Annotated in this window: 13 protein-coding genes; 7 read left to right on the top strand and 6 right to left on the bottom strand. The window is 63.7% G+C overall.

The annotated features are described in order from the left end of the window. Positions 1-3: 3 nt before the first annotated feature. Entirely contained in the window at positions 4-699 is a 696-nt protein-coding gene (gene urtE, locus ACODSP_RS17840) for an urea ABC transporter ATP-binding subunit UrtE (protein WP_054167652.1), read from the top strand. A 111-nt stretch (positions 700-810) separates the two neighbouring features. Here the strand turns inward: urtE and dksA are convergent, their stop codons facing one another. Together dksA and ACODSP_RS17830 are read right to left on the bottom strand one after the other, a co-directional pair. After that, entirely contained in the window at positions 811-1,242 is a 432-nt protein-coding gene (gene dksA, locus ACODSP_RS17835; RefSeq protein WP_054167650.1) for an RNA polymerase-binding protein DksA, read from the bottom strand. 163 nt (positions 1,243-1,405) lie between these two features. Continuing rightward, on the bottom strand, positions 1,406-1,825 hold the full coding sequence (locus tag ACODSP_RS17830) for a flagellar assembly protein FliX (RefSeq protein ID WP_488966904.1): 420 nt from the start codon (positions 1,823-1,825) through the stop codon (positions 1,406-1,408). Between the two features lie 292 nt (positions 1,826-2,117). Here ACODSP_RS17830 and ACODSP_RS17825 point away from each other — a divergent pair, with 292 nt between their 5' ends. The 6 genes from ACODSP_RS17825 (at position 2,118) to sciP (ending at position 7,932) form a co-directional block, all read left to right on the top strand. After that, the gene (locus tag ACODSP_RS17825) at positions 2,118-3,260 is read left to right on the top strand and encodes a flagellar basal body P-ring protein FlgI (RefSeq protein WP_488966903.1); all 1,143 of its coding nucleotides are present in this window, start codon (positions 2,118-2,120) and stop codon (positions 3,258-3,260) included. After that, the gene (locus ACODSP_RS17820; protein ID WP_488966902.1) at positions 3,260-3,601 is read left to right on the top strand and encodes a rod-binding protein; all 342 of its coding nucleotides are present in this window, start codon (positions 3,260-3,262) and stop codon (positions 3,599-3,601) included. The genes ACODSP_RS17825 and ACODSP_RS17820 overlap by 1 nt, the downstream gene beginning before the upstream one ends. After that, positions 3,598-4,041 (top strand): hypothetical protein, encoded by a 444-nt coding sequence (locus ACODSP_RS17815; RefSeq protein WP_488966901.1) that lies wholly within the window; start codon positions 3,598-3,600, stop codon positions 4,039-4,041. Before ACODSP_RS17820 ends, ACODSP_RS17815 begins: the two co-directional genes overlap by 4 nt. A 229-nt stretch (positions 4,042-4,270) precedes the next feature. Beyond that, positions 4,271-6,784 (top strand): flagellar hook-length control protein FliK, encoded by a 2,514-nt coding sequence (locus ACODSP_RS17810; protein WP_488966900.1) that lies wholly within the window; start codon positions 4,271-4,273, stop codon positions 6,782-6,784. 33 nt (positions 6,785-6,817) lie between these two features. Further along, positions 6,818-7,507, top strand: a complete 690-nt coding sequence (locus tag ACODSP_RS17805) for a flagellar hook assembly protein FlgD (RefSeq protein ID WP_488966899.1) — start codon at positions 6,818-6,820, stop codon at positions 7,505-7,507. 110 nt (positions 7,508-7,617) lie between these two features. Next, the gene (gene sciP, locus ACODSP_RS17800; RefSeq protein WP_488966898.1) at positions 7,618-7,932 is read left to right on the top strand and encodes a CtrA inhibitor SciP; all 315 of its coding nucleotides are present in this window, start codon (positions 7,618-7,620) and stop codon (positions 7,930-7,932) included. A 7-nt stretch (positions 7,933-7,939) separates the two neighbouring features. On the opposite strand, the gene ACODSP_RS17795 is transcribed toward sciP, so the two are convergent. The 4 genes from ACODSP_RS17795 to ACODSP_RS17780 all read right to left on the bottom strand — a co-directional run bounded on the left by ACODSP_RS17795 (position 7,940) and on the right by ACODSP_RS17780 (position 13,404). Further along, entirely contained in the window at positions 7,940-9,154 is a 1,215-nt protein-coding gene (locus ACODSP_RS17795; RefSeq protein ID WP_488966897.1) for a hypothetical protein, read from the bottom strand. A gap of 148 nt (positions 9,155-9,302) precedes the next feature. Next, positions 9,303-10,508 (bottom strand): hypothetical protein, encoded by a 1,206-nt coding sequence (locus ACODSP_RS17790; RefSeq protein WP_488966896.1) that lies wholly within the window; start codon positions 10,506-10,508, stop codon positions 9,303-9,305. 76 nt (positions 10,509-10,584) lie between these two features. After that, positions 10,585-11,991 (bottom strand): ribosome biogenesis GTPase Der, encoded by a 1,407-nt coding sequence (gene der, locus ACODSP_RS17785; protein WP_488966895.1) that lies wholly within the window; start codon positions 11,989-11,991, stop codon positions 10,585-10,587. Between the two features lie 12 nt (positions 11,992-12,003). Next, complete coding sequence (locus tag ACODSP_RS17780) at positions 12,004-13,404, bottom strand: PQQ-like beta-propeller repeat protein (protein ID WP_488966894.1); 1,401 nt, start codon at positions 13,402-13,404, stop codon at positions 12,004-12,006.

The raw sequence follows: 13,404 nt of genomic DNA, 5'->3' as shown, positions 1-13,404 counted from the left end.
GACATGCTGAACGTCAATGACATCAACCTGCATTATGGTGCGGCCCAGGCGTTGCGCGGGGTCAGTGTCCTCGCCCAGCCGGGCAAGGTCACCTGCCTGATGGGCCGCAATGGCGTGGGCAAATCCTCCACGCTGCGCGCCATCATCGGCCACCGTCCGATCAGTGGCGGTTCCATCACCTGGGAAGGAGCCGACATCTCCAAACTTTCCACCGAGGACCGGGCCCGGCGCGGCATCGCCTATGTGCCGCAGGGGCGAGAGATTTTCCCCCTGCTGACGGTGAAGGAGAATCTGGAGACCGGCTTCGCCCCCCTGCCCCGGCGTCAGCGTTTCATCCCGGATGAGATTTTCGAGCTGTTCCCCGTGCTGAAATCCATGCTGTCGCGGCGCGGCGGTGATCTGTCGGGCGGGCAGCAGCAGCAATTGGCCATCGGTCGGGCACTCGTCACCCGCCCGCGTCTGCTGCTGCTGGATGAACCGACAGAGGGCATTCAGCCCAGCATCATCAAGGATATCGGTCGCGCCATTTCCTGGCTACGCGACCGGGGCGATATGGCCATCGTGCTGGTGGAGCAGTATTTCGAATTCGCCCGCGATCTGGCCGACCTTTACGCCGTCCTGGACCGGGGTGAAGTGGTGATGGCCGGCGACAGGGCCGGGCTGGTGGAAACGGACGTGCGGAAATTCCTGACCGTGTGAGGCGGGGATTGCGTAGCGCGGATTAGGCGCAAGCCGTAATCCGCGACACGACGCCGGGAAATCCCGCGGATTATGCTTCGCTAATCCGCGCTACGATCACTCTGCCCCACGTCAATCGTCGCGGTGCGTGCGCTCCATCCGCTCATGCCGTTCCTGGGCTTCCAGGCTCATGGTGGCGATGGGGCGGGCCTCCAGACGGCGGACACCAATCGGCTCGCCCGTCTCCTCGCAATAGCCGTATTCACCGTCATGGATGCGCTGCAGGGCGCTGTCGATCTTGGAGATCAGCTTACGCTCACGGTCGCGGGTGCGCAGTTCAAGCGCACGATCCGTCTCCAGCGTGGCACGGTCGGCAATGTCGGGTTCCTGCAACCCGCCATCCTCATGCAGGCTGTTCAGCGTCTCGCTGCTTTCACGCAGCAGCTCCGCGCGCCATTGCAGCAGTTTGTGCCGGAAGAAGGCCCGCATCAGCGGGTTCATATATTCCTCGTCCTCCGACGGGCGGTAATCGGCGGGGAGCAGAGGCAACGTATTAGACGACATCTGACTGGTCCGATCCTGGGCCTGGAAACGGCGCGGAGTATAGGGAGACAAGGCCCGGCCCGCAACAGGCGAACAGCGTCGGCGCAAAACTTCTAATGCGCTGAAACCAAACAATTTACTGGGGAAGCAGCCCGATCAGTCATTCGGGTGTATGCCGGCTAGGTCAGCCCTGCGGGGTCAGCTTCGCGATCTCCACCTGCGCCCGCAGGTCGATCTCGTCCAGAACCTGCTGCAGCTCCGGATCGTCCAGGTCGCCGATGCGGTTCTGCAGCACCCGCGTCAATTCATGCAGCTTTTCCAGCGGGATGGTGCCCATCAGCAGACCAAGACGGATTTCATCCAGCCGGTCCAGAATATCCTCACCCCGTGCCTGCGCCTTGCGCTTCTTGCCGGACAGGGCGTCATCGACCTCCTGCAGGGCGAACAGCGGATTGATGCCGGACAGGCTCTGCGAGCCAGACGAGCGCGAAACGCCCTCATCCTCGTCTCCGCCCTGGATATGGCGCGCGAATTCGCCACCACCGCTACGCGTGGCTTTCTTCACCTGACCGGGACGGGCGGAGGAAGGACCCTCGATCTTCATGGCGCGGTTGGCTGCTTTCGCTTTTGAGCGGACCGGACGGCATTCCGACACCAGATATATAGGCCGGATGCACGTCTTTCACTATAGGTATCACCCGCAGCGCCCCGCGTCCTAGGGCATTTTTTGCCCGCAGGCAGGACCTGACCCTTTGTACGGGGCGGCAAGCCTTGACCAGCGGCCCGGAAAGGCGCGCAATCCCTGGACTGGCACGGTTCTGGCATCGACCACTCCGACGATAAGGGGCGGAAAAGCCCCGAACCGAAGGCAAAGCGACAGAATCGGAAGCACCGCCATGGCGACGCGCACCTCCTCCACCAAGACCCGGATCGGCCAGTGGCTGGCCGCCATCCTGACGGCCCTGACGCTGATGGCGCCCGACATGGCGCACGCGGACAGCCGAATCAAGGATATCGCCGATGTCGAGGGTGTACGCGACAATATGCTGATCGGCTACGGCCTTGTGGTCGGCCTGAATGGCACTGGCGATACGATCAATAACTCGCCGTTTACCGAACAGAGCCTGATCGGCATGCTGGAACGCCTGGGCGTCAATGTCCGTGGCGATACGATCCGTACCAAGAATGTGGCCGCCGTCATGGTGACCGCCACGCTGCCGCCCTTCACCTCGCAAGGCTCGCGCATCGATATCTCGGTCGCGGCCATGGCCGATGCCAAGAACCTGCAGGGTGGCACCCTGCTGGTCACCCCGCTGCTGGGCGCCGATGGCGAGGTCTATGCCGTAGCCCAGGGCGCCGTCGCCATTTCCGGCTTCTCTGCACAGGGGGCCGGTGCCTCCATCACGCGGGGCGTGCCGACCAGCGGGCGCATTGCGGGTGGGGCCATTGTGGAGCGGGAGATTGATTTCTCCCTGTCCGATCTGCCCTATCTGCGCCTGTCGCTGCGCAACCCGGATTTCACGACAGCGGTACGTGTGGCCAACGCCATCAACCAGTTTGCCGGCCCACAGACGGCCAAGGCCCTGGACCCGACCAGCGTCGTCATCAATGTGCCGATGCAGCGCAAGACCGACCTTGTCGCCTTTCTGGGCGAGGTGGAGCAATTGACCGTGCGGCCCGATCAGGTGGCACGTGTGGTCATTGACGAGGCGTCCGGCGTGATCGTGATGGGTGAGAATGTCCGCATCTCCACCGTCGCGATTGCCCAGGGCAACCTGACCATCAAGATCACCGAGACACCGCAGGTATCCCAGCCCGCGCCGTTCAGCCAGGGTGGACAGACGACGGTGGTGCCGCGCACCGACATTCAGGTCGATGATGGCGCCAACAAGAAACTGGCGGTCATGCCGGCTGGCGTCTCGCTTCAGGAACTGGTGCATAACCTGAACGCGCTTGGCGTGGGGCCGCGTGATATGATCTCGATCCTCCAGTCCATCAAGGCGGCTGGTGCCCTTCAGGCCGAGATTGAGGTGATGTGATGTCCGACAGCATGAAGCTTTCCACCCCCGGCTTTGACCCGCAATCTCTGTCCCAGGCCGGCGGCCTGAAGAACAAGGGCCCCAACATCAAGGATGTGGGCAAGGCGGCGCAGGAATTTGAAGCCGTCTTCCTGTCCCAGATGCTGGGCCAGATGTGGCAGGGCGTTGAAGCGGATGACACATTCGGCGGCGGCGAGGCAGAGAATACCTGGCGCGGCATGATGGTCGAAGAATATGGCAAGCAGATCGCCAAGGCCGGCGGCGTCGGCATCGCCGACGATGTAAAGGCCGCCATGATCCGCATGCAGGAACAAGAACAAGGCAAGAAAGGACCGAAATGACAGCCAACACCCGCGCGGACGCGCTGATCGATGCGATGCGGCGGTTGACGGACCTTTTCCAGCTGGAGAATGACGCCATCGCCAAACGCAACCTGCCGGCCCTGAACGCCATCGCCGACAAGAAGCCCCTGCTGGTCCGCACCTATGAGGATTGCGTGCGGTCGGTCAAGGCGGATACCGAGACGTTGCAGTTGATGGATGCCGAAGCCAAGGCCCGGCTGAAACAGGCATCGGACGAATTCATCGAAGCGACCCTGGAACATGCACGGCTGGTCCGTGCCGCCACCCAGGTGACGCAATCCACCATCAACACCTTGGTCACCGCCATCAATAAGGCGCGGGCCGACGAAGGAACCTATACCCGCCGGGGCGGGATGGTCATGCCGGCAGCCTATGCCCGCAAGGTCGCTCCCTCGATGGCGTATAACAAGTCCTTCTGATCCCCATTTAGGCCTTTAAACCTAATCCAACGGCGCGCAATCCGCACGCCGTAACGCCACCCCCTTGTCCACCGGGTTTCGGGCCTCTCTACCCGGCAAGCCTTGCCCAGGAACCGGCAGCTTCTGCCCCCCGGCAGGGCCCGACCGGCCCGAAACCCAGCAATTCCAGCACGTCCCTATTGGCACGATAGGTGCATGGTCCCAACCGAATAGCGCAGGAATACACGCCATGGACATCTCAGCCCTTCTTGGAGCCAGCACGGCCACCGCCCCATCCGCCCTGTCCTTTGGCGTGATGGGAGGCGGCATCGGCAATGGACCGCCGTCCGGCGAAGGGCTGGAGGGTCTGGGCGGGCTGGAAAGTTTCAACCAGCTCCTGGGCAACTTCCTCTCCCTCACCGGCGCTGATGCCGGAACGGGCGACGGAACGGCGATACCGGTGCTGACGACGGATGAGGTGCCGGGCGCCCTCGCCTTGGGCACGGGCGGACCAACCGTGCCATCGGTCGCGCCATCGGGCCTGGGCGCCCTGCTGGGTGGCGGTTTCAACCTGACCAACATGGCCGGTGCCAGCAGCGCCGCCAATGCCGGTAACGGTGCCAAGGGCGTCGAAGCACGCTGGGCACAATCCGGCATCAGCCTGCTGGCCAATGGCAGCCTTTCGGGACAGGAGATGAACCCCGAAGTGGTGGCCTTCCTCAATGACCTGTCCCAGGCCTTCACCGCCGCCAGCCCCCTGGCTGATGGGGAGCCGGTGATCGACGGCGCCACGCCGGCGGATGCCGAGACCGGGGAAGGCGAAGTCGATATTCTGATGGCCTTGCAGGGCGGCACCGGAACCGATGCCAGCCTGGTGGTACAGGTCACACAAGTGACCATCACCAGCGCCAACAGCAATGCACCGGTAATCCCGGTTCTGACCACAGACACGGCGCCCAGCGCGCTGGGGGTCAATCTGACCGTGGCCGGCACCGGGCTGAAGGCCTTGCCGGCACCGGCAGATATGAACCTTGCCACGACAGCAAAGCCCGCAGCGGCCCCCGTCATCCCGAAGCTTGATGCCGCCATGATGAAAGCGGCCACACCGTCCGCCGCCAACATGGCCGCACCCATGGATACGGCGCCGACCAGCAGCCCGGCGGTGGAACAGAAGGCCGTGCCCGTCGCAGCGCCGCAGCCGGAGGCGATCAGCATCAAGGCCGCGTTGCCATCGACACCAGCGCCCAGTACGGCACCGGCGGCCCCCGTGGTGACAGGCACCGTCGCAGCCACCGGCACAGAGATCACGCCGGCCACGGACACTGCTGACGAAAAGCCGGGCGCCATCGCATTGCCCGCCGACCTGGCCGCCACAGCCTCCGGCAATGAGAAGGCATCCGTGAAGGAGATGGCAGCGGCCAAGGCCGCCAGTGCCACGACCGTCAGTGCGGTCGGGCAGGCGTCCGTGACCGCAACGGAACCGAAGGCGGCGGCACCGGCGGTAACCGCACCGACAAGCGCCGCCCCGGCATCGACCGCATCAGTGCAGGAGAGCGCCGATGAGCCGGCGGTCATACCGGCAAGCGGCAACATGACGGCCCCAACCGCACCTGCTGCGGCTACTGCTCCCACGCCGGCGACCAGCCCGACGCCAGCAGCGGCATCTTCTGCACAGGCGCAGACGGTACGCCGGTCCGACCCGGCACCCGCCGAAACCACCATCCTGACGGCCTCGGCACTGCCGGCAGAACCGGCGGTGGAGGCCGAAGTTGACCCGACCAACACCACGACGGCCAACAGCCCCACCCCTCATACCGTGACGCTGCGGACCAGCAGCACCGCCGCACCGACCGCCGCAGCCCGTCCGGCCACCGCCAGCGCGCGACCTGCCACAGACGCCAATGCCGCCCCGGTGGAGGGGGAGGATGTGAAGGCGACGGAAGCGGTGAGCGATGAAGACGAGGCGGTGACCAACAACCGGATGCTGGCGCCCAAGCATGTGGGTAACGAAGCGCGGGCGGAGATGCAGGCGGATATGGCTGGATCGGCACAATCTGCCGGGCAGAACCAGCCGGCCACCCGCGTCGACACCACGGCGCTGCGGGCCGAGACGGAGGATAATCTCCTGTCCCGTGCCATTTCCGCCGGCGCCAAGGGCCATGAAAGCGGTAGCAGCACCGATAACGGTAGCGAGGGTGGCTCCGGCTTTGCCGAGGCGCCCGCCGCCGATGGTATCGACCCGGCCACAGCCGGCCTGCATGCCGGCGACAATGGCAAGGTCCAGGGCAATGATTTCGCGCAGTCTCTGCGCCAGACCAGCGCCCCGCACCGCCCCAACGCCTACGCCCCACCTGGACAGCAGATGGCTTTCCATGTGCAGCGGGCGGTCCAGGACGGCAATGACCGCGTCTCAATCCAGCTCAACCCCTATGAAATGGGCCGCATCGATGTGCAGCTGGAGATCGGATCGGAAGGAAAGCTGCGCGCCAAGGTGATGGTGGAGAATCCCGCGACGCTGGAGATGCTGCAGAAGGATGCCAAGAACCTGGAGAAGGCCTTGCAAGAGGCCGGTCTGCAGACCGATGGCGACAGCCTGTCCTTCTCGTTGCAGGACAGTGGTGACCAGGCTCAGCAGCGCCAGGATCAGCAGGACCAGTCCGGCTATGGCACAGGGTTTGCTTCTGATGATGTCGAGGATGAAGACCCGGCAATTATCGCCCAGGCCCAGATCATGGAGTTCGGGCGCGTGGATGTCAGGGTCTGACGCAGTGTATCCCTGACGGGAAGGATCAAGACCATGTCGATCTCCGGTATTGCCAATAGCGCGGCCAACAATGCGGCCAAAGGCACCTCCGATACCACCGGCACCAAGGAGAAATCCGCACTGGGGGATCTGTCGGACAATTACGAAACCTTCCTGACGCTGCTGACATCGCAGCTTCAAAACCAGGACCCGTTGCAGCCGACCGACACCGCCGAATTCACCAAGCAGCTGGTGCAGTACTCGCAGGTCGAACAATCGATCAAGACCAACGAGAAGCTGGACAATGTCATCAGCGCCATCAATAACGGCCAGCCCAATCAGGCGTTGGGCTATATGGGCAAGACGGTGGAGATCCAGTCCAACGGTATCTCCCTTCAGGATGGTACGGCTCACCTGACCGTGTCCACCGACAGCGTCGCCTCCAGTGCGGTGTTCGAGATCACCGACGCCAAGACCGGCAAGGTGCTGCGCACCCTGGAATTGTCCAAGTTCGCCGGCACCCAGGATGTCAACTGGGACGGCAAGGACAGCAGCGGCACGCAGTTGAAGGATGGTACCTACAAGGGTGTGGCTAAAATAAAGGGGGTCGATGGCAAGGACATGAGCCCGCAGGTCATGAGCTTTGGCCGCGTGACAGGTGTCGATTTAACAGCGGGTGAACCTTACCTGATGTTGGGCACCCTGCCGATCACCATGAACAATGTCCTGTCGATCAAACAATGAATGACCTTATGCGCTCTCATACTTTCGAGTGATCCCGCCCTTCTTTCACGCTTTGTTAAGAGCGTGCCGCTAACGATGGCGGGGAAGATCGTATCGGAGCGTTCCTTGCCATGAAGCCCTTGAACAATGCCGCCACCAGCCGCCTGCGGGCGGAGACGGACCTGGACGCCACCAGCATCCAGCAAGGCAGCGGTCCCCTGACGCTGGACGATCTGCCGCCGCCCGACACCCGCCGCTGGGTGATGCGCCGCAAGGCAGAGGTTGTCGCCGGGGTGCGCGCCGGGTTGTTGACGGTCGAGGATGCCTGCAAGCGCTATGACCTGTCGTCGGAGGAGTTCGCCTCCTGGCAGGAAATGATCGACCGCCATGGCGTGCAGGCGCTGCGCGTGACCCGCCTGCAGGATTACCGCCGGCGCGAGGGCTGACCCGAGATCAGCCGCGGATGACCACGGTCAGGGGATTGACATAGTCTTGCCCCTGCGTCGCCTCGTGGAAACTCTGGCCCGGCTTGTTGCCATACATCTGGAAGAACCAGCGCGGATCGGGCTGTGCCTGACGGTTGTCACCACGGGCATAATTTTCCAGGGTCACCCGGTCATTGCCGCTGACCGCGATGACACCAGCAAAGTGATAGGGCCAGCGCATGTCCCGGTCCTGGCCGCTGCCATAGTCACGCCAGCGGGTGCGGTTGCCGATCTGATTGAACCGGTCCATATCGTTTTCCGCCAATGCCTGTGATGCAAGGTCTTCGGCATTGGTTATGGAAGCAATCATATAGGCTTCACCGATCCTGGGGGCCGCAAACTTGTTGGCACCCCGGCGCCGAATGCCATCGCTTTGCGTCAACCCGACATAGGCCTGCAGGTCATCCTCGGTGATATCCTGATTACGCTGCTTGCCCCTTATCTCCTTAAGGACGTTGGCAGATTGCGCCTGCGGCGACAATCCCAGGAAAACCCTTGAAACCGTGCTGGCCATGTCGTTGCAGTTCTGTGGCAGATTGTCCGGGTCGATATTCTGCCCGCCGTGATTATTGGTAAAACTCGGCCGGACCTCGTGAAGTCGCCAGCGGCCGCCCCACCAGCCGACAATGGTGATCGCCCCGCCCGACTTGACCAACTGGATCGGTGACCGGACATTTTGCAGCGCCCGGTTGGACGCGTTGATCACCTTGTCCGTGGCGAAGAAACTCTTCGGCTGGCGTCCGCGCAGGTCGGCAACCTCAATCGCCATATTGTAATCATCGGAGACGCGCAGGCTGCTGCGCAGGGCCGGGCGCTGTACAATATTGGCACGGGCCGTATTGCCGTCGGCCAGGTACCCGTCTTCGGTGTTCACGCCGTCGCGGTGGTCCTGCGCACTCAAGTCGCTGTCGCCGACCACGGCATATGGATAGCTGGCGAACCAGGGTTTGAACCAGGGTGCCGTTCGCCACAGCTTTTCCGGCGGCAGCACCTTATAGGCCTGGGCCACATGTTTGCCCCCCGGTGGGGGCGGAGGGGGCGCCGTCAGGCGGGCTGGCGCCAGCGCCGGTGCGGCGGGCTTCTTGGGTGCGGGTGGTGGTGGCGCGGTCAGGCGCGTCACGGTCGGTGCGGCCTTGGCCTGTACCGGGCCGAACGCCGCCGGTTTGCCGGGGGTGGCGGGCACACCGGGATAACGGGTTGGGCGGGGGCGAATGGCGCTTCATGCGGCGGCAACCTTCCACGGCAGATGCGCAAGGGTAAAGCCTTCATAAAGCCAGGCACAACCAACGGAAGGTTGAATCTTGTAGTTTATCGCGCGATCAGGGACGCAATCAGCGCAGATTATCCGCCACGCTGTGCAGCCCCTGGGCCCGCAACATCTCCTGTCGCTGGCGCAGGCGACGGCGTTCCACGGATTGATGCGTCCGCTCCCCCCCCAGGATGGTGCCGTCATCGCCGGTCAGGGAGAGGACGAGCGCGTCCAGCAACGACCCTTCTTGATCCGGCGCGCGCTGATCTAGCGGGCGGTCGGTATTGATCTCGCGCAGCAGGCGGTCGGCCAGGGCGGCCTGTGTTTGCGGCAGATGGCCCTGGGGGATCAGGTTGGCGATGATCTTCATGGTCGGATTGGTCACCGCATCGGCGATCCCCTTCCGGCACAGGACAACCGATCCCATCACCTTCAGGGCCGTGCCCAGGTTGGGCTGCGGTGCGAACAGTTCCTGCACCACCTCGGCAAAGATCATGGTGTCGGCCAGGATGGCATCGACATGCCGCACCATACCGTTCTCGATATTATCCTGCGCCAGCCGCGCCAGGATATCGACCTTGGCCAGCAGCGACCGGAATTCGAACAGCCAGACGCTGAGCAGCGAATTCAGCACATAATCATGCTGCTCCAGCCCGACCTTCTGTTGGATGATGGTGGACAGACCGGCCAGATCCTGGCCCTTGAATTCCGGGTAATTGCCACGTTCAGCGGCGAAATTGCGGGCCTTCTGCTGGCACTGCGTCAGCAGCCCGTCCAGCAACGTCATCCGTTCCTTCACGGGCACATTCATGGCCGCCGCCTGTGCAGCACCCACCCGGTGCATGCCGGCATTCACCAGGCCCTGCGCATCCTGCAATTTGCGGATATGGCTGAAACTGTGCAGCAGCTCCGTCGTGCAGATATTGGAACGCTGCATATAGTCGCGCATCACCTGTCCAATGGTGCGCCGCGCATCGGCCGTATAGAGATCATCCACCACCTTGCAGACGGCCAGTTCGCCGACGGGGGTGGACACAACAATGGGCTTTTCCTTGGGCGGATTGGCCGTCGCCTCATACACCACCATCTCCGACGCGGCGGAGCTGGAAAGGGCCCGGTGCCGGACGACCTTCACATGGGTGGTCTTGTTCAGGCGCAGCAGCAGCTGCGCCTCAGTGATGGCTTCAGGTTCTTCCTCGCACAGGACATGCAGCTGCCAGCGGTCGTCCTTCTTCAGGAAAACCTCAAAGGTCTTCTTCTTGTTCCAGAAGTTGACCCCGAAAATCATGCTGAAAGCCCCCTATCCATTTAGTCTTAGTCTAATGGACAGGGGGCGTTTGGCAACAGCGCAGTTAGCTCAGCGATCAATCAAAAGGATTGGTGCTGCCTTTACGCAGCAGCAACCGGATGGGAACACCCGGAAGCTCCAGATGCTCGCGCATGCCATTGACCAGATAGCGCGAATAATGATCGGGCAGGTCCACAGGCTTGCTGACGAACAGCGCGAATGTCGGCGGCCGGCTTTTCACCTGGGTCATGTAGCGGATTTTCAGGCGGCGGCCATCGACCAGCGGCGGCGGATGGCTGTCCGTCATGTCGGCCAACCAGCGATTCAGCTGCGATGTCGGGATACGCCGGTTCCAGACGCCATAGGTGGTGACGACCGCATCCAGCAGATCGGTCAGCTTCTGGCCCTTCAGGGCCGAGATGGCTACCGTCGGAATGCCCTTCACCTGCGGCAAGGAGGTCTGCAAGCGGTCGGACATGCGGCGCAGGGCGGCGTTCTTGTCCTGCACCGCGTCCCACTTGTTCAGCGCGATGACCAGGGCACGGCCTTCCTCGATCACCAGCCGGGCGATGGTCAGGTCCTGCTTGTCCAGGATGCCGTCGGCATCCAGCAGCAGCACCACGACATGGGCCATGCGGATAACGCGGAGCGTATCCTGGTTGGCCATCTTCTCCAGCTTCTCATCCACCCGCGCCCGCTTGCGCAGGCCGGCGGTATCGACCAGACGGATGGGGCGGCCCCGCCATTCCCATTCCACCGCAATGGCGTCGCGCGTCATGCCGGCTTCGGGGCCGGTCAGCACGCGTTCTTCCTGCAACAGGGCATTCAACAGGGTGGATTTGCCCACGTTCGGGCGGCCGACAATAGCCAGCTGCAGTGCCTTGGGTTCATCCTCGGCGGCGGTCTCCCCCTCCTCGCGGACCTCGGCCTCGGCGGCGTCCACGTCGAACGCCTCCTCCTCTTCCGGATCGTCCTTCGGCATGAAGGGTTCCAGGGCGGAGACCAGATCGGCCATGCCCTCGCCATGTTCCGCCGACAGCGGCACCGGCTCACCCAGGCCCAGCTCGAACGCCTCAATCAGTCCGGGGCGGCTGGCGGCCCCCTCGCACTTGTTGGCGATCAGGATGGTGGGCTTGCCAGCCTTGCGCAGCCAGGCGCCGAAATGCTTGTCCATGGCCGTGACGCCGGCGCGCGCATCGATCAGGAACAGGGCCACGTCGGCCCGTTCCACCGCCCGCTCCGTCTGGCGGCGCATGCGCGCCTCCAGACTGTCATCAAAGACGTCTTCCAGACCGGCCGTGTCGACCACGGTAAATTCCAAGCCCCCCACGCGCCCATCGGCGGCGCGCCAGTCGCGCGTCACGCCGGGCTGATCGTCAACCAGGGCGATCTTCTTGCCGACCAGCCGGTTGAACAGGGTGGACTTGCCGACATTCGGCCGCCCGATGATGGCGACCGTCAGCCGGTGCGTGGCCTTTATCACTCTAAACTCCGTTTACCGATAGGCGACCAGATCGCCATCTTCCGTCAAAAGATACAGGGTTTCGCCGGCCACAACAGGGGCCTGCAGGGTGGAGGCAGGCAGGCTGGTCTTCTTGATCACCTTGCCGTCGGCAACCGCGATCTCGACCAGTTCGCCCTGATTGTTGGTCAGCAGCAGGCGGCCACCGGCAGCGATGGGACCGGTCCAGAGGACGGGATCTTCCTTGTCCTCCTCATCCTCCCACTGCTGCAACTGGGTGATCCAGCGCACGCGGCCATCCTTGCGGGTCAGGGCAACGACCTGACCGTCATTGGTAGTCACGAAAATCCAGTCGCCAATGATGGCCGGCGTGGTGATGCCGCCGATATCCTGTTCCCAGACGCGCTGGCCGGAACGGATATCCACGGCGGCCATGCGCCCAGAATGGCTGATCGCATAGGCGATGCCGTCAGCGATGACGGGCAGGCCACGGATATCGGCCAGACCCGTCAGATTCTCACCCCGGCGCACCGACGCCAGGCTGTCCTGCCAGGACTGCCGGCCATTCTCCACGCGCAGCGCAAACAGCTCGCCCGAGGAATAGGGAACGATGGCCGTATCCCCTTCCACCGCCGGTGCCGAACCGCCCAGCAGGGCGGCAGGCTCCAGGAAGCCGGTGTGGTACCATTGCAACGAACCGTTTTCCGCCGACAGGGTGATCATCTGATTGTCGACGGTGGACACGAAGACGCGGCCATCCAGAACTGTGGGGGCGGAGCGAATCGGGCCGGCGATGCGGCGGCGCCAGACAATATCGCCATTGTCATAATCGACGGCCACGGCCTCACCATAGCCGTTGGTGGCATAGACGCGGTTGTCATGCACCGCGACGCCGCCGCCAAAGGCCTCGCCCTCCTGCTTCTCGCGCAGGATGTTGCGCTTCCAGATGCGCTTGCCCGACTTGGCGTCAAAGGCATGCAGATCATAGTCGGTGTCCAGCACGAACAGACGGCCACCGGCGATCACCGGGCCGGCCAGCAGGCGCACGCTGCTGTCGGAGCCGGAAACCGATGCGCTCCACGCCTTGGACAGGTTGCGGCCCAGCGCGACATGGCCGGGATTGTGGGCCGGATTGCTGCCGGCCTGTGCCCAGTCGGCATTGACCACGGCCTCGGGCAGGGTCACTTCCGCCGCCGAAACCTGCGGATCGACCTCTAACTGCTGCTGAAGTTGCAGCACCGAGATGCGGTTGCCGCCCAGCTTGGGTCCGTCATCATCGCCGGAGAACCAGTCGGTGATGCCGCAGCCAGACAGCAGCAGGCAGGCCAGCAACGGCGCCGCCATACGGGCAGCCGTGCGGTAACGGGTCCGGGTCGGGGCGGCGCCTGAACGGCGGGCGGCGACAGCGGTAGCGGAACGGGTGATGTCAGCCAT

It is taken from the genome of Niveispirillum sp. FG156, assembly GCF_057809555.1.
The sequence above is the reverse complement of the archived record's forward strand: the minus strand, read 5'-3'. Positions and strand labels throughout refer to the sequence as shown.

Bases quoted from the DNA above. Each gene is read 5' to 3' on its own strand.
- ACODSP_RS17825 (WP_488966903.1), top strand. From the start codon at position 2,118: ATGGCGACGCGCACCTCCTCCACCAAGACCCGGATCGGCCAGTGGCTG.
- ACODSP_RS17815 (WP_488966901.1), top strand. From the start codon at position 3,598: ATGACAGCCAACACCCGCGCGGACGCGCTGATCGATGCGATGCGGCGG.
- ACODSP_RS17805 (WP_488966899.1), top strand. From the start codon at position 6,818: ATGTCGATCTCCGGTATTGCCAATAGCGCGGCCAACAATGCGGCCAAA.
- urtE (WP_054167652.1), top strand. From the start codon at position 4: ATGCTGAACGTCAATGACATCAACCTGCATTATGGTGCGGCCCAGGCG.
- ACODSP_RS17780 (WP_488966894.1), bottom strand. From the start codon at position 13,404: ATGGCTGACATCACCCGTTCCGCTACCGCTGTCGCCGCCCGCCGTTCA.
- dksA (WP_054167650.1), bottom strand. From the start codon at position 1,242: ATGTCGTCTAATACGTTGCCTCTGCTCCCCGCCGATTACCGCCCGTCG.
- ACODSP_RS17810 (WP_488966900.1), top strand. From the start codon at position 4,271: ATGGACATCTCAGCCCTTCTTGGAGCCAGCACGGCCACCGCCCCATCC.
- ACODSP_RS17830 (WP_488966904.1), bottom strand. From the start codon at position 1,825: ATGAAGATCGAGGGTCCTTCCTCCGCCCGTCCCGGTCAGGTGAAGAAA.
- ACODSP_RS17790 (WP_488966896.1), bottom strand. From the start codon at position 10,508: ATGATTTTCGGGGTCAACTTCTGGAACAAGAAGAAGACCTTTGAGGTT.
- sciP (WP_488966898.1), top strand. From the start codon at position 7,618: ATGAAGCCCTTGAACAATGCCGCCACCAGCCGCCTGCGGGCGGAGACG.
- ACODSP_RS17820 (WP_488966902.1), top strand. From the start codon at position 3,260: ATGTCCGACAGCATGAAGCTTTCCACCCCCGGCTTTGACCCGCAATCT.